This window comes from Vibrio sp. (assembly GCF_048266485.1).
Lineage (GTDB): Bacteria > Pseudomonadota > Gammaproteobacteria > Enterobacterales > Vibrionaceae > Vibrio.
In genome coordinates this window covers 67,892-85,642 of the sequence record NZ_JBLWZK010000010.1, presented here as the reverse complement: position 1 = coordinate 85,642, position 17,751 = coordinate 67,892, and the positions used below count along the sequence as shown (strand labels likewise).

At 41.6% G+C, this 17,751-nt stretch carries 8 protein-coding genes; 6 read left to right on the top strand and 2 right to left on the bottom strand.

Going from position 1 to position 17,751, the window contains the following annotated elements; all coding sequences use genetic code 11:
* Positions 1 to 54 precede the first annotated feature (54 nt).
* Entirely contained in the window at positions 55 to 1,452 is a 1,398-nt protein-coding gene (locus ACN0T8_RS12120) for an HlyD family type I secretion periplasmic adaptor subunit (protein ID WP_417880880.1), read from the bottom strand.
* Positions 1,453 to 1,919: 467 nt separating this feature from the next.
* Here ACN0T8_RS12120 and ACN0T8_RS12115 point away from each other — a divergent pair, with 467 nt between their 5' ends.
* The 6 genes from ACN0T8_RS12115 (at position 1,920) to ACN0T8_RS12090 (ending at position 16,570) form a co-directional block, all read left to right on the top strand.
* On the top strand, positions 1,920 to 3,932 hold the full coding sequence (locus ACN0T8_RS12115; RefSeq protein WP_417880879.1) for a retention module-containing protein: 2,013 nt from the start codon (positions 1,920 to 1,922) through the stop codon (positions 3,930 to 3,932).
* Between the two features lie 60 nt (positions 3,933 to 3,992).
* The gene (locus tag ACN0T8_RS12110) at positions 3,993 to 4,292 is read left to right on the top strand and encodes a hypothetical protein (RefSeq protein ID WP_417880878.1); all 300 of its coding nucleotides are present in this window, start codon (positions 3,993 to 3,995) and stop codon (positions 4,290 to 4,292) included.
* A gap of 111 nt (positions 4,293 to 4,403) precedes the next feature.
* The gene (locus tag ACN0T8_RS12105; protein ID WP_417880877.1) at positions 4,404 to 4,586 is read left to right on the top strand and encodes a hypothetical protein; all 183 of its coding nucleotides are present in this window, start codon (positions 4,404 to 4,406) and stop codon (positions 4,584 to 4,586) included.
* 258 nt (positions 4,587 to 4,844) lie between these two features.
* Complete coding sequence (locus ACN0T8_RS12100; protein WP_417880876.1) at positions 4,845 to 5,021, top strand: hypothetical protein; 177 nt, start codon at positions 4,845 to 4,847, stop codon at positions 5,019 to 5,021.
* Positions 5,022 to 5,663: 642 nt separating this feature from the next.
* Positions 5,664 to 15,368 (top strand): hypothetical protein, encoded by a 9,705-nt coding sequence (locus ACN0T8_RS12095; protein WP_417880875.1) that lies wholly within the window; start codon positions 5,664 to 5,666, stop codon positions 15,366 to 15,368.
* A 287-nt stretch (positions 15,369 to 15,655) separates the two neighbouring features.
* Positions 15,656 to 16,570 carry an aldo/keto reductase gene (locus ACN0T8_RS12090; RefSeq protein WP_417880874.1) on the top strand — a complete coding sequence of 305 codons (915 nt, stop codon included), beginning with the start codon at positions 15,656 to 15,658 and terminating at the stop codon, positions 16,568 to 16,570.
* A 110-nt stretch (positions 16,571 to 16,680) separates the two neighbouring features.
* Here ACN0T8_RS12090 and ACN0T8_RS12085 read toward each other — a convergent pair whose 3' ends face one another.
* Positions 16,681 to 17,661 carry a LysR family transcriptional regulator gene (locus ACN0T8_RS12085; RefSeq protein WP_417880873.1) on the bottom strand — a complete coding sequence of 327 codons (981 nt, stop codon included), beginning with the start codon at positions 17,659 to 17,661 and terminating at the stop codon, positions 16,681 to 16,683.
* Between the last annotated feature and the right edge of the window lie 90 nt (positions 17,662 to 17,751).

Here is a 17,751-nt window from a genome sequence, read left to right as displayed (position 1 = left end):
ATTTTTTCGACTGAAAACCAACTTGCAGAAATCGTTATAATGACTTAATGATGCTTATTGTTCTCTTAGTGCAGAATTGGTGGCTTTGAGAACCGGTTTTAATAGGTAGCCCATTACGGTGCGTTTGCCGGTAATAATATCGGCCGAGGCTGTCATACCAGGAATAATTGGTAAGGATGCTCCGTCTTTATTGGTTAAAGCACTTTCATTGGTTCGAATTTTAACCTGGTAGAAGCTATTACCTTCGTCATCTTGAATCGTGTCTGCACTGATTGTTTCAACCGTACCTTCAAGGCCACCGTAGGTAGAGAAGTTGTAGGCGGTAAATTTAATTAATGCTGGTAATCCAGGGTGTAAGAAACCGATATCTTGAGGGGCAATTTTCGCTTCAATGAGTAAGGTATCTTCTGTTGGTACAATCTCGATTAAATCCATACCAGGCTGGATAACTCCACCGATAGTATTGATATAAATTTTTTGAATAGTGCCGGTAACAGGTGAGGTAACGACGGTGCGGTTTACTTTATCTTGTAATCCAACTTGAGATTCACTTTGGCTAGATAATTGTGCACTGACCTTATTTAATTCGTTTTGATTATCACTACGATACTTTAGAGCAATGTCTAAGTATTTTAATATCGCTTCATGGACTGCAGATTCAGCAACCGGGATCTGCATTTTGGTTGAAGTCAAATCACGACGAGTATCAATCAACTGACGACGTAATTTTAACAATTCAATTTCGGGGACCACGCCATCTTTTGCTAATGGCTCTGTTATATTAAATTCGTGACTTGCCACATTATAACTACTTTGTAGGCTTCTATAACGTGAGCGGTTTTCATCTAGTTCACGTTGTTTTTGTGTGACCTGTTGTCTTGCAACTGACAATTGATTCTCAAGGTTAGACACGTTACCTTGATATTCACTTAACTGACGAGTAACCAATATTGGGTGCTTTTTTGCAAAATCTTCATCGAACATAGGAAGAATTGACTCATCTACAATAACGCTATCTTCCCAATTACTGGTTTGCTTCGCTTTTTTCGTATCAATTTTTACGGCAGAAATTTGTGCTTTTAGACGAAATTGGTCGGCTTGCATATTGGCAATATCAGAAGCTTTGCCTTGAAAGTCAGAGCGCGCTTGTGTGTCATCAATTAAAAGTAGACGTTGGCCTTTTTTAACCGGTTGGCCTTCACGAACAAGCACTTGTTTAACAATACCACCCTCAAGGTTTTGTATCACTTGCATCTGAGTGGATGGAATAACTTTAGCCGTTCCTGTCGTTACTTTATCAAGCTTAGTCAGAGATGCCCAAACGATCGCGATAATAAAAAAAGCCACGATTGTCCAGAGCATGATTTTGGTCGTATAAGTGGTGCTTAGCATTAATGCTGATGACTTATCATCGACGAAGTCTAGTTGTTCGGTGGTGAGTTTTTTTTTCATAGAATTACCAAGAGCAAGCGAAGCTTATTACCCAATAGATAGTGTTGTGTTAGTCATGCGTTAGTGATGAACTATTTTATCATCAACTTTGTAAGAATAATCACTGCGATAAATGATGACATCTTTTAGTTTATATTATATAGAAATAATGTTTTAAGTCACTTATATTCACAGTTGCGAATATATTAATGATTATAGACTGTTATGTCCTACATTACCTACATGATGTTTGGATTGGTTAAAACAGTGAATAAATTGAATGAAACGATTGTTAGTGGTATAATTACAATCGTTTTATTTCTATCTAGCAGAACTATTGTTTAACCTCTATTGTGATATAAATATAGAGGTGTTCTTACTTTTGCTTAAGCTTGTTTATTGCTGCTTTAAGATTAAATTCCTATAAATATAAGATTGGCTTATCCTGGTTTTTTAAGGAAACAATCAACTAACAGATTGAGTTATCTATGGAAAATAATATCCCTTCTTCAAATGTCACCAATGTTAACGTTGAAAGTGGTTCAGTTTTTGTCATTAAAGCTGGTCAGGGAGCTGTGTTGGTTACAGGAAATTATCAGTTGAAGTCTGATGAGGTTTTATTGGTGACTCCAGAGGCAAACGTAACTGTCTCTGGACAAGGACAACAAGTACACATCCATAATACTCAATCGACCGTATCTATTGTACCAAATGCAACTGGGCCTGTGGCGACTACATTGGGACCACAAGTTCAAATTAACGCTGAAAATGCACAAAATGCGAATTTTACTGAATCGGATATTGCGAATATCCAACGCTCGGTAATGAACCTGCAAGATCCTAGTCAAGATATTATGAACCCTGTAAATTCGGATGAACAAGGTTCTCAATCAAATCAAACTGATGATATTGCCGCTATTCAGCAAAGTATTTTGGCAGGACAAGATCCAACTCAAGAAGCAGAAGCACCAGCAGCAGGTGAGGGCGCGGGCGACACCGCTAATAACTCTTTTGTATCGATTGACTACAATTATGACGCTGTTTTAACTCACGCGGGATACGATACTAAAGGTTTTGAACGTGAATACCGTGATGAAGAAGATGAACGAGGCGTTCTTATTGCTGACGGTGGTGAAAACCTTGCCGTTGAAGTTACAGAAGGTGATTTAGACAGTGGTGATGGTTACCCAACTGAAAGTATAGCTTCGGTTGTAGTTGAAAAAGGTACCTATGCTCTTGATCCAAATTCGTTTTATATCCCGGAAGAAAGCGTAGATTCTTTACTTGGTGAATTAAATTCTGAGATCACATCAGGTGGTGAACCTGTTGTATTTACTTACGATGCGGAAACCAATACTTTCACGGGTATGCAAGATGGTGAACCAGTCGTTTCATTTGATGTTGATTTCGTTGCCCTACCCAACGGTGATGTAACCGTTTCTATTACCACAACGGTTAATCAACCTATCGATCATATTTCAGGTGACACCACAGGTATAGTGAGTAATCAAGGGGATGATATTCATATTGAGTTCCCAGTATCGGGGATGGATATCAATGGTAATGAAATCAAAGAACCGATTAATATCGAAATTGATGTTAATGATGGTGCCAATGAACAATTTGGTACCGACTCAGGCACCACGATCAATGAAACTGATGACCGTGATTTAATTGTAGATGGCCAAGTACCATTGGATCTTGGTAGTGATGAAATTGCCACTATTACGTTTGATCCAAACCAACCCTCATTAGAAGGGTTAACGAGCAATGGTGAACCTACAGAATATACCGTTGATGGTAATGTAGTAATTGTAACAGATATTAATGGCGAACCAGTTTTAACTGTTGAGGTTCAGACCGATGGATCTTATACCGTTCAAGCCACTGGTCCACTTGACCAGGATGCAGACGATATAATAAATCTAAATTTAGGTATTACTGCAACAGATGATGATGGTGATACTGCTAACGGTACAATTGTTATCAATATTGAAGATGGTGAGAATGCTGCTGATGTTAGTGACGTTGTCACAATAGCTGAGGGCGATCTGGAAAACCCAGCAGCAGGTAACGCATATCCTGTACATGGCACGAGTAGCGTTACCATTACTGCAATAGATGATAACTTAAATCCTTCTACATTACGTTTAAGTGAAGAAGGCAAAGCCCAGCTAGTTTCTGGAATGGGTAAAATTACGATCCATAATGGTCAGCCAATTGAATTTACCATGACCACCGATGAAAATGGTGTGGTAACCATTTCTGCAGTCGATGGTGATGGAAATCCAGTTTTCGATATCACCATGACGCCAACCATGTCTGAAAATGGTGATGTGACGGTTGTCACCGATGTCAATCAATATCAACCGCTTGATGAAAAAGAGGGTACTGGAGATACAACCGGTCTTATCACCAATAATGGTGACACTATTTCGGTTGACCTACCGCTAGAATTGATGACACCGATGGTGACACGTCAAGTGTCGACATCACGGTGAACTTTAAAGAGAGAAGATCCAAGTTTTGGTGACAATACCGAGATTGCTGAAATCACAGAAATGACGGTGAACAAAAAGGCCAATGGCAGCATTGAATTTGACCAGGGCAGTGATTACGTTGATCAAATTGTCTTTGACTCCAAATCAACCGTCCTCAATGGTATCACCAGTAATGGTGAAGCGACTCACATTGATACTGTGGCACTGCAAACGATCCACACGTTAACCTTGTTGGATATTGATAATAACCCTGTGATGAGCGTGTTCGATGCGGATGGTAATTACACGGTGACGCAATCCCAACCTATCGAGATGACAGTGACATCACCAACATTGGTTGGAATGTTTCGGTACGGATGACGATGGTGATACCGCGAATGGTACCATCACACGTGATTAATGACGGCGCGAATGCTGGGGATGTAAGCGATACGATTGAGGTCATCGAGCGATGTTGATACTGGTGCCGTGATGCGGATGGAACCCTGTCCAGACATACCTGCAGAAGGCCATGGCTCAATCACGATCGCATCACAAGTGATAACTTGGTTGCAGGCTCACTGTTTGCCGGAAGCGGGTGCCGCTCTACAAAATGAGATGTCAGGTCACCATCAACGGTGGCGATCCAGTCGAGTTCAGCATGACGACCGATGACAATGGTGTGATCACCATCACCAGGTGGATGGCGAGGGCAACCCAGTTCTGACATCACCATGACGCCAACCATGTCTGAAATGCGATGTGACGGTTGTTACAGACGTCAAGCAATACCAACCATTAGATGAAAGTAATGATAATGGCGCGACAGACGGTCTTATCAATAACAATGGTGACACCTTCGGTTGACCTGCCGCTAGAAATTGATGACACTGATGGTGACGTCAAGTGTCGACATCACGGTGAACTTTAAAGATGGTGAAGATCTTTTGTGACAATACTGAGATTGCTGAAATCACAGAAAATGACGGTGAACAAACGGCTAATGGCAGCATTGAATTTGACCAGGGCAGTGATTACGTTGATCAATTGTCTTTGACCCAAATCACCGTCTCTCAATGGCATCACCAGTACGGTGAGCGACCACATTGATACTGCGGCACTGGCAAACGATCCAAGCACGTTAACCTTGTTGATATTGATAATAACCCTGTGATGAGCGTGACTATCGATGCGGATGGTAATTACACGGTGACGCAATACCCAACCGATTGATCAAGTGACATAGCGACATCACCAACATTGCGTTGAATGTTTTGGTACGGATAGACGATGGTGATACCTGGCAAGTAAATGGTACCATCAATATCGTGACTAATGACGGCGCGAACGTTGCGGATGGAGCGATACGGTTGAGGTCATCGAAGGTGATGTTGATACCGAGGCCGTGGATGCGGATGGCAAACCCCAGTCCAAACATACCCTGTAGAAGGCCGCTGGCTCAATCACGATCGTATCGCTGAGCGATAACTTGCCGTCGCAGAGCTCACCGCGTTTTAAGCGAAGTGGGTAGAAGCCGCTCTACAAATGAGATGTCAGAAGTCACCATCAACGGTGGGCGATCCAGTTGAGTTCAGCACGATGACCTGACATGACAATGGTGTGATCACCATCACCGCGTGGATGGCGAGGGCAACCCAGCCTTTGACATCACCATGACCCCGACCATGTCTGAAAATGGTGATGTGACGGTTGTCACCGATGTCAATCAATACCAACCGCTTTGATGAATAAATGAGGGTACTGGACGATAACCGGTCTTATCAATCCAATAATGGTGACACTATTTCGGTTGACTTACCGCCAGAAATTGATGACACCGATGGTGATACTTCAAATGTTGATATCACGGTGAATTTTGTTGATGGTGAAGATCCAAGTTTTGGTGACAATACCGAGATTGCTGAGATCACTGAAAATGACGGTGAACAAACGGCCAATGGCAGCATTGAATTTGACCAGGGCAGTGATTACGTTGACCAAATTGTCTTTGACCCAAATCAACCGTCTCTCACTGGCATCACCAGTAATGGTGAAGCGACCAGCTACAGTGTTGATGACAACACATTAAGTCTAGTGGATGCCGATGGCAATCCCGTGATGGATGTAACCATTGACGCGCAAGGCAACTACACGGTTACGCAATACCAACCAATCGATCAAGATGACAGCGAGATCACCAAAATCGCCCTAAATGTCTCGGGTACGGATGACGATGGTGATACCGCGAACGGTACCATCAATATCGTGATTAATGACGGCGCGAATGCTGAAGATGTAAGCGATGAAGTTACCATTGAAGAAGGTGATCTTGAAAACCCAGCTTCAGGTAATGAATACCCAGTGCATGGTGAGTCTTCTAAGTTAATTCCAACGCCAAGTGATGATCTTGACCCAAGTACTTTACAGCTTACTGATGAGGCAAAAGCCACGTTGTTTGGTGATGGTACCGATCAAAATCCGGGTGAATTATCCGAAATTACCTCAGGCGGCCAGCCCGTTGATTTTGTTTCTGTCGAAAATCCGGATGGCAGCTTTAGCATCGTGGGGACGGTTGATGATGTAGAGGCCATCACGATAAGTTTTGAAGTGGTACAAGGTGAGGATGGCGAGTTCTACATCAACACCACTGTCGACCAAGCTTTACCATTGGATGATATCAATAAAGATGGCGATACCTCTGGTTATATCACCAATGATGGTGATGTGATTTCGATTGATCTTCCATTGGAAATCTCCGACACCGATGGTGATACTTCTAATATCGACATCACCGTTAACCTAAAAGATGGCCAAGACCCGTCCTTTAGTGATGACAGTGAAGCCGTTGTTATTACCGAAACAGATTTTGACAATGTTGACCCTGAGACCGGAGAAGTAACTCAAACGCCAGGTGAATCGACAGGTAAAATCCCAAGCTTTGATATGGGCTCAGATGAAATAGCATCGATGACCTTTGATGACCCTCAAGGTGATGATTCAGGCTTAGGTAATATTACTTACGATGGCGGCAAAGAAACCGACTATGAAGTGGATGGTAATACCATTACCGTCACCGGTGAAAATGATGAACCCATTCTAAGTATTACCGTTGATACAGATGGTTATTACACCGTTACGCAATATGAACCTATCGATCAAGATGCAGGGGATGTTGACCTTAATCTTAGCGTCACTGCAGTGGATGATGATGGTGATAGCGCTTCGGGCAGCTTTAACATTGTGATTGTCGATCCAGAGGGAGTCGATGTTACTGATGAGGTCAATATTACCGAAGGTGATCAAGAGAACTGGGATGAAGGAAATGCTTATCCAGTATCAGGTAGTAGCTCAGTCGTCATTGATTCCTCTAGTGATGATCTACGCCCTGAGACCTTACATATTGATCCAGAAGTGTCTACAGCTTTGGAAGCTGAACTTGATGGTTTAACCAGCAATGGTCAACCGATTGACTTTGAAATCACTACAAATTCAGATGGCACAATTACGATAACAGGTACTTCGGATGGCTCGGATGTCTTAACGATGACGATGACTCCAACCGTTGATGCAGACGGTAATGCCACCATTACCACCGATGTTGTTCAAAATGGTCCAATTGATCATGAAAATGGCAATGGTGATAGTGATGGTTATCTGACCAACAATGGTGACACCATCAGTATTGATGTGCCATTAGTGATTGATGATGCAGACGGCACACCAAATAATGTTGATATCACGGTTAACATTGAAGATGGCCAAGATCCTTCGTTTGGTAAGGACACAGGTGCAACACTAGAAGAAGGTGCTGATGGAACCGATTCAGCATCGGGAGACATTAATGTTGATACCGGCAGTGATGACGTTGTCGATGTACGATTTGGTGCCGACCAATCACAATTAGATGACCTGACTAGTAACGGTCAAGATACATCAGTTGTAATCAGTGATGATGGTCATACATTAACCATTTTTGATGTAGATAATAGTAAGGTTATGGAAGTGACTATCGATCAAAATGGTCATTATAAAGTAGAGCAATTCCAGCCGATCGATCAAATTAATGAAAATAATGATACTTCAGATATTCCTATCAATGTTGAAGTCGAAGATGCTGACGGAGATGTAGGCAAAGGCACGATCACCATTCATGATGCCGATGGCGATAACGCACAAGGTGGCGGTGACATTGATGCTGGAATGATCGAAGGTGACCTCACTCCAGATTCCGATTCAGGTGATTTAGAAGGTTATCCGAAAACCGCACAGAGTGGTTCAACTCTCGTTGATGCTGGGTCTGATGACTTAGATCCAAACACGGTACAAGTAGATCCAACTGTAATGGATGACTTGATTACAGAGCTTAACACTGAAATTACTACAGAAGGTGGCGGTTCAGTTGAGTTCTCTTTTGATCCTGAAACCAACACATTAACCGGTGTGGATGCTAGTGGTAACCCTGTATTAGATTTCCATCTGATTGCAACACCGACTGAAAATGGTGGTGTTGATATTAGTGTTGATATGACGCAATACCAACCAATCGATCATGTAGATGGTACTGGTGATACAAGCGGGTATGTCCATAATGATGGTGACAATATCACTATCAACATCCCAATCCAAATACAAGATACTGACGGCGATTACATGGATGAGTCCATTGATTTCAACGGCACCATAACGGATGGTAAAGATCTTGAAATCGATAGTGCTGACAGCATCAGTGTTAACGAATCTGATATTGATAAAGGTGGGGATAATCACGCGGGTTCAACACCAAATAAAGACGGCGAGTCAGCAACCGGCACGATTACTATTGATTCAGGTAGTGATGAAGTGAATCACTATGAAATTGATGTTAATGCTTTTAATGAGAAAAACTCAGATAGCGAAGGTAATAGCAACATAACTTCGGGTGGCACCGACGTTATTTTAGTTGATAACGGTGATGGCACATATTCAGGTGTGCTGGTCGATGATAGCGGTAACCCAACGGACGATGATGTCTTCAAAATCAGTTTTGATAACACTAATGGTAGTTATACCTTTGAAGTGACTGGCGCGATTGATCAACCACTTGATAATGGCAATGGTGGTCAATCGACCAATATCGTCATTCCTATCCATGGCGTTGATGATGATGGTGATAGTAGTAATACCATTGATGTCAACGTTACTGTTAATGATGATGTACCAACTGCGCAAGATGTGTCTGGTGAAGCGATTGAAGAAGGTTCAGGCCTACAAGATTTAGGTAATATTATTGCTAATGAAGGGGCCGATGGTGCCACTGTGACCGGAATCAAAGACAGTAATGGTAATGTTATCGATCTAAAAAGTGGCGATTATGACACCGTTTATATCGACTCAGATGGAAACATTTCAGGTACAGGTAATGCTACCGAGGCTTATTATGCCATTCCTGTAACGGATGGCGGTGAAAGCATTGGTACCTTATATGTATCAGAAAATGGTGATGTTAAGTTCGAGCCTGTCGATAATTTAGATCATGATGGTAAAGATTACAGTGGTGATTTTGAATTTGTGATCACCGATGGTGATGGCGATACAGATACTGCTGAAGTGACGGTGAATGTCACAGATGAAGGGCCAACTATGCAAGTTTCTGGTGGTTCAGGCCAGGAAGAGGATGGCCGCCATACCACAGATTCAACGGACAATATTGATGACAACACCCGTGAAGGTATTGAAATCAACATGGTTATTAATGTTGGTGATAACGATGAAGGTGAACATCTTGGCGATATCATCATTACACCACAAGACGAAGCCCATGGTGTATTTGAATTTAATGGTGAACCTATCACCCCCAATGATGATGGGTCGATAACTATTCCAAGTGATGCATTCACATTAGTGTATAACGGCGATGGTACTTTCAGTTATGAGTTGGAAGGTATTACTTTTGTGCCAGATGAAGACTTCTCAACGGTGGATGGCTACCTTACTTTTGATGTGAATGGTTCGGTTATTGATGATACTGGTGAGACTCCAATTGACGGTGACTTCAAAATCACGGTTGAAGGTATTGCCGATACACCAACATGGAATATGGATAACACTGAGCTGCATTATGAAACCGGTGAAGACAGTGACAATGTAAAACTGAATATAGATCTTGATCTGAATGATAATGATGGATCAGAAACCCTAGAGTACCACCTTGAAATAAAAGAAGGTGAAGGGGACATTTATGTTGATGGAGTAAAAATAGAGCCGGATGAAAATGGTGTATATACCATTTCAGCTGATGATATCGATAAAGTAGAAGTTGACCCTGCGGATAACTGGTCAGGTGAAATACAAATCGATGCTTGGGGAACCAGTACCGAAAGTGGTGATACGGTTGATGGCAAAGAAACTGCCGATTCTGATCACCAAACGATTATCATCGATGTGACTCCAAAGGCTGATGAAGTCAGATTAAGTACGAATAACAATATCAAAGTTGATGAAGATACGGCTATTCAGTTGTCGGATGTGGTTACAAAAGCGCATGTTTCTGTCGATGACGATGGTTCAGAAAGTTATTTTGTTCGTATTTCAGGTTTGCCAGAAGGCGCAACAGTATGGGGCGTAGATGATACAGGGAACTCTGTAAAATTAGAGCCAAATAAAGATGGTTTCTATGTGATTTCTTTCGATGATATTGATGATACTCACATCATGCCACCGCCACAAAGTAATGACGATTTTACTTTTACTGTAGATGGAATGTCGGTTGATAATGCCGATCTGAGTGATACGGATCTGAATGATGAAGATACTTGGGCTGGCCAAGATAGTAATAAAATCAATGTTGATGTGCACGGTATTGCTGATGAACTTACTATTGAACCAAATGGTGATTGGAAAGTTTCTGACGATGGTAAAACGATCTTAACCACAGTGGATGAAGATGGTGCAGCCTCGATAGATTTCAGCTTTATTTCTGGTGAATATACAAATTCCGATGGACATGGAGCAGTCTCTGAAGAGACCGATTCATCTGAAAAAATCACTTTCACAACATTACAAGAGCTGCCAGAAGGCGTGTATTTTAGCGATGCAGAAGGTAACCCGTTAGAGCCTACATTAGTTTCAACCAATCCAAACTTATACCAATTTGATGTTGATTCATTGAACGGTATTCAAATTCACACTAATAGCAATAGCGCGGATGATATTGATATTCCTGTACGTATTGTGGTGACAGAAGATGACGGTGATTCGAAAGAATATGAATATAATATCCATATTAATGTTGATCCTGTCGTTGATGGCGTTGGTAAAGATGAGAACGGTGTACTAGAGGATTACAACACTATATCAACAGGCTATGAAGATGAGTTAGTCAAACTTAATTGGGATCCTACTGCGCAGTTTGTCGATAATGACGGCAGCGAAAAAGTAGTTGGATTAACCATTAATGGGTTTGAGAATTATCCTGATGGTTATGCAATCGTTATTGGTGATGAAGTGATCACCCCTGATGACAATGGTTCAATTACCTTAACACCAGAACAATTAGCAGAAGCCCAAGAAAGCGGCTTGTATCTTAGCATGCCAGAAGATGCAGATAGTGATATAAATTTAACCACGGATATCACTATTCGAGATTCAGATACTGAAAGTCCAGATGATAACTATGATGAAACCACAATCCATGGAAATTTAGATGTGGATGTCACCTCGGTTGTCGAAGAAGACGGTGATGGTGTGAATGATGGTGGTAAGTTGATTTTTAATGATGCTATCGGTAATGCGATTGCAGATACCGATGGTGACGGAATTCAAGATATAGATGAAGACCAAGATCCTAATGATGAATGGTCAAATGAAATTCATTTATCAGTTAACGGTATAGTTAATGGTAGCTCAGGTGGTAACAGCTTAGATTGGGTCAATGATGATGATTCAAGTGATGAAGTAATCAATAAAGTGATCATTACTTTTCCTGAGGACTTGCCCGATGGTTTTCAAGTTGAAGGTGCGGTAAATAATGGTAACGGTTCATTTACGATTACTGAAGATCAACTCGATGATATTGTGATTACAGCACCTCGTGGGTTTGATGGTGAGGTGACTATACAAGTCAGTGTTACTATACAAGATCAGGGTGATGATCCTAATTCGGAAAGTGAGGTAGTAATCAAAGAAACGGATGTTACCCTCCACTTTACTGATGACAATGATGATGGTGGTACTTATATTCCATCTGCTGCAGGTGATATTGATGGTACAACTCAACAAGTTGATGCTTCTGAAGATCAAGCAGGTGGCGTTAATATAGGTGATTTAATTTCAGATGGCTTGGTGATTAGCACTGATGATACTGATGGTGATGGTGTTCCTGATCTGGATAATGATACCACTTCGATCATTATTAATGCCGCTGATTTGCCTGACGGTGCCACGATTAGTGGTATGGAGTATAACGAGCAAACGGGTGAGTATATCATTAATACAACCCCGAATGATGATGGTTCAATAACATTACCACCAGATGTGATTCTAAACTTACCACCTGATTATGCAGGTGATATCGATATTCCCGTGAAAGTTGTTGAAACTGATAACGATAGTGGCCTGTCTAATGAAGGCTCAATGAATATCACGGTTAATGTTAACCCTGTTGCAGATGTTCCAAAAGTTACTATCACAGGTAGTGGTGATGAAGATAGTCGGATTGAATTAGATTTAAGTACGGTTATTGGTGACCAAAATAACGGTGATATAAATAATGGCGGCAATGAAGAAATCACAAATGTGACAATTAAATTGATTGATTCATCACAAGGTGAATTTGTCGATGCGGATGGTAATGTGATTCAACCTGATGAGAATGGTGAAATTCATGTTAACTCGGGTGATCCAATTTACTTCCAACCTGCTCCAGATTTCAGTGGTACTGTTGATGTTACTGTGACAACGGAAGTGACTGATACGGCAACGGTTGATGGTGAAGAAGTAAGTAATAGTGGTTCGTTTGAGCAGAATCTGAGCTTTGATGTCAACGCCGTAAATGATGATATTGAAATTAATGGTGAAATCGCTACCAGTGATAATCCTGTTCAAGTGACAGGTGATGAAGGAACATCGATTTCATTTAGTGATTTTAACGGTAATGTGACTGATATAGATGGCTCGGAAGAGATTATTTCTGTCAGTATTACCGGCGTGCCAGATGGCTTCGTCATTGAAGGCGCGAATAATATGGGGGGGGGTGTTTGGTCTATCCCTGATGTGATTAGTGATGATGGCCAAGGTTTTGATTTATCAGATTTGAGTATTCTGCCACCAAATGATTTTAGTGGTGATATTGATCTGACACTTAAAGTCTACACAACAGATGATAATGGTGACCCTGTTGAGAAAGACGTACCTGTGAATATCCATGTTGATGCAAAAGCAGATGCGGTGAATACCGATGTGGATGTTTCGGTTTCTGGTGATGAAGATGCGGCGAACGGCATAACAATCAATATCAATGCACATGTCGTAGATGATGAAAATAGCGTAACAGATCCTGCAAGTAATGTGCACGAAGATGCACCAGAGCAAGTTCAAGTGACCATTTCTAATGTGCCATACGGTGCGATTTTTAAATTCCCAGAAGGTTCAAATGGTGAAATTATTACAAACCCAGATGGTACGGTAACGATCATTTCAGATGGTTCGAATCTGGATAGCATCATCTTTTACCCACCAGAAAATGGTAACTCTGACAACATGACTGTGGCTGGCGAAGATTGGGACGGAACTCTTGATCTTGCTATCCAAGGTAATGATAACGGTGATACCTCTGGTCCTGTCGAAAACGTTACGGTTGATGTTGATGTGAAGGCAGAAAATGATGCAGCGGTGAACACAGTTCCTGACTCCGTTCCAGCGTCTGATGATGGTGTCACTACGATCACAGGTATACAAATTAGTGATGTGGACGCCTCGGAAGGTAAAGGTGACTTTACGGTTGAGTTACATGCGGCAAATGGCAGCTTATCTTTACCAGAAGGTACGGACACATCAGGTCTGACTATTACTGAAAGTGGTGATGGTACATACACTATCAAAGGTTCATTAGATGATATCAATGCCGTACTTGATGACGGTATTCTCTATGCACCAGATGATGGTTACAGTGGCGATGACACTATTACCATGACGACGACAGATAATGGTGATGCTAATGGTAAGAATCAAGAGACTACAGAAAGCACGATCATTATTACTGATGTTGTAAGTGCTGAATCAGGTGAATCTAATGAGCAAGCTTCTAGCTATAACGCAATTTATACACCAACAGAGCCAGCTCAGAACTTACGTAGTCATTTAGCATCAGCAACATCACAAGTTAGTGCAACGTCGATGATACCTTTAACAACGTTACTCTTAAGTGCTGCTGTTGCTGCAAACGAAGGAGATTCGTTGCAACTAAACCAACTAGGTGGTGCTCAGATTGTGGATGCAGATAACCAGCCTTTGGGTACGGTTTCTGAAGATGGCTCTGTGACATTAACACCAGACCAGGTTGCAGAGGCTTATGTATACCAACAAGCTGAATCAATCACGACTGAATTTACAGTAGTGACTAAATCTGCGGATAACCGTGTTGTGGGTGAGCATAATGTTTCAACCACAAGCTTTAATACCACAGGGGTAGATTCACAACGCGATGTTGCCGGCCAAAATGATTCATCGACTTCGGCTAACAATGCTGAGAATGTACAAGCCGCAGCAGTGGGTGATGCTGAACATGCTGTAGAAGATCAAAATGTGGCAGATTTATTAGCTGAAAATCCTGAAATGGCTGAACAATTACCCGAGAATGCTGAACCGCTATCGGATGATTTAGCGAATCAAGATTTACCATCAACGGTTGACCCGTCTGTTCAGGTAGATGATACGGATGAGTTAGCAAGCAATGAGGATAGTGCAAATTCTTACGAGCAATCTCAGCAGGATGATGAGCTTGATAGCGATCAAGATGACTTGTATTTAAATGAAGACGTGAATGACAGCTCACTATACGCGGATGATGTAAATCAAGATGACGGATTCTTCGATGAAGATGACAGCTTCGATTGGGATCACATCGCTGCTAACGGTTTAGATGGTGAGCTAAATGGTGATGCTTCTGGTATGGAAATAGCTGACGATGTAATGATGTATAGCAATGTAGATTTCGATGTATCAGATTTGCTTGATCAAGACGATCAGGATGGCAATCTTGATATGGATAAATTACTAGGTGATGCCGCACCATCATCGGCAGCCGATATTGGTAAGTCGGAAGAAGCATCAGCAGATGATTTAGCCTCTACCCAGCATCTTGACCAACCGGATGTATCTGGAATGGGAATGGACTTATCAGGGCTTGATGACACTAGCTCAGCAGGTCATATTATTAATGACTTGTTTGATCCAAACTCAATCAAACCAACCGATGGCTAATGTCATTTTAAGTTTGCAGTAATACAGATAGCCTCACCGAAATAATTGGTGAGGCTATTTTTTATGCGCAGGAGCAAGAAACGGTTTCATACATTCACCGTATTAGCGGAAAAACGCTACTAAGATCAAAGATTCTATAGCTTGCATTACCGTGATATTAGTTTTTAAATTATCCATTGTACCTAGATGAAAAACACCATAGGATTGATAAGAATCGAGAGTAATCATAAGCCTTCATCGAATTCAAAATATCTTCATCAGAGGTTACACAACAGGGAGTCAACCAAATGGTTGCAGTGAAAAAACAACAAATCGCACCTCAAGGGCCTGAATTTTCAGAACTAGTACAGGGTTATTGGCGCTTGGGTGATTGGGGAATGACACCACAACAACGTTTAACGTTTTTAAAGCAACACGTTGAACTCGGTGTAACGACAGTTGATCATGCGGATATTTATGGTTACTACGGATGTGAGCAATTATTTGGTGAAGGATTAGCACTAGATAAAAGTATGCGTGATCAAATTGAGATCGTCACTAAATGCGATATTAAACTGTGCGGCGATAAAAATCCCGATTGGAAAGTGAATCACTACAACACCAGCAAGAATCACATTGTTGAATCAGTTAATAATTCATTAGCGCGCTTACAAGTTGAAAATATTGATGTGCTATTGATTCACCGCCCAGATGCATTAATGGATGCAGATGAAGTAGCGGAGACATTTTCTGAGCTAAAACAAGCCGGTAAAGTGAAGCACTTTGGTGTGTCTAACTTTACGCCTCGTCAATTTGAGTTGTTGCAATCTCGCTTAGATGCGCCGCTAGTGACCAATCAAGTTGAAATTAACCCATTAAATTTTGATGTGGTTGATGATGGTACTCTAGATTTGCTTCAACAATTACGTGTTAAGCCAATGGCTTGGTCTTGCCTTGCTGGTGGCGCTATTTTTAATGGTTTAAAAGAGCAACATATTCGCGTACGTGATGAACTAGAAGCGATTCGTGAAGAAGTCGGCGCACAAAGTATTGATCAAGTGATTTATGCTTGGGTTCGTCGTTTGCCATCTAAGCCCATGCCAATCATTGGTTCTGGTAAAATTGAGCGAGTTCAGACTGCGATTGATGCGCTAAGCATTGAATTAACCCGTGAGCAATGGTTTAGAGTGTGGATTGCGTCGAAAGGTCACGGTGTGCCATAAACCACTACACTGCGTACGTATAGTAATAGTACTTAGTTAATAAGGAGCTCACTTCACTTGAGCTCCTTTTTACATTTGTTTTGGTGTTGAATTCGGGGCAATCCGTTGTTTTATGATAATGAAGTCGGTTGGTACGGCAGTCCGGCCTGTTGAATAGATTGGCATATCGTCTCACGTATCCATTGATGACCTTTATCTTGATTGTTTCTTTCATGCCACAGCAATACATAAGCCATTGGCATAAATTCAAAGGGTAGCGGTAATTGAGTCAACGGATAAAGCTTTAGCGCGTGGCTAGCGAAACTTGAGGGTAGGGTGAAGATCAAATCGGTATGAGCACATACGCTCGCTGCGCCATAAAAATCCGGCACAGTAGTATTAATTTTACGATGATGACCTAACTCTGCGAGGTAGTAATCTAACGCCCACCATTCTTTACCTTCGCAACGAACCTGCACATGTGATAACGCTAAATAGTGCTCTAATGTCCAATCAGTCTCTTTAATTGTTTTTAATACGGGATGATCATTTCGTATCAAGCAAACTTGTTGATCCTTAAATAAGGTTTGGTGCTCAATGCCTTCGGGTAGCTTGCCGACGCTAAATTCTGATTGAGGATGCAAATCCCGCCCAGCGATTCCAAAATCGATTTGCCCGTGTTGTAAGTCGTTAAACGATTGGCCAGTCCATAGATAAGAATCAAGTTGAATATCAGGTGCTTGGTTAAGTAATGAGCCAATAAAAGAGGGAATCAAGGTTTCGTAGGCGCTTTCTACCATAGAAAAACTAAACTTACGGTGACTCGTCTCAGGGGTAAACGTGGGTGGTTGAGTGATTTGGTATAAGTCTTGGAGTACGCTCGGCAAAATTTTGGCTAATGCGAGGGCATGAGCGGTGGGTTTTAAGCCATGAGAAGTACGCTGAAAGAGAGGATCTTCTAGTGTATCGCGTAGACGGTTTAAGCTTTTACTTAATGCCGACTGACTTAAGTTCAAACGACTTGCAGCACGCGTAACACTTTGTTCTTCAATCAGAACTTGTAAAATCACAAGTAAGTTAAGATCGATTCTGGCTAGCTTATCTAAATTCACTGTTATTCCTTTATGGAAATTGTCTTTAGCTATTATACCATTTCTATTCATAACATCTAAGCGCTACACTAGCGGCCTTATCTGATGTGC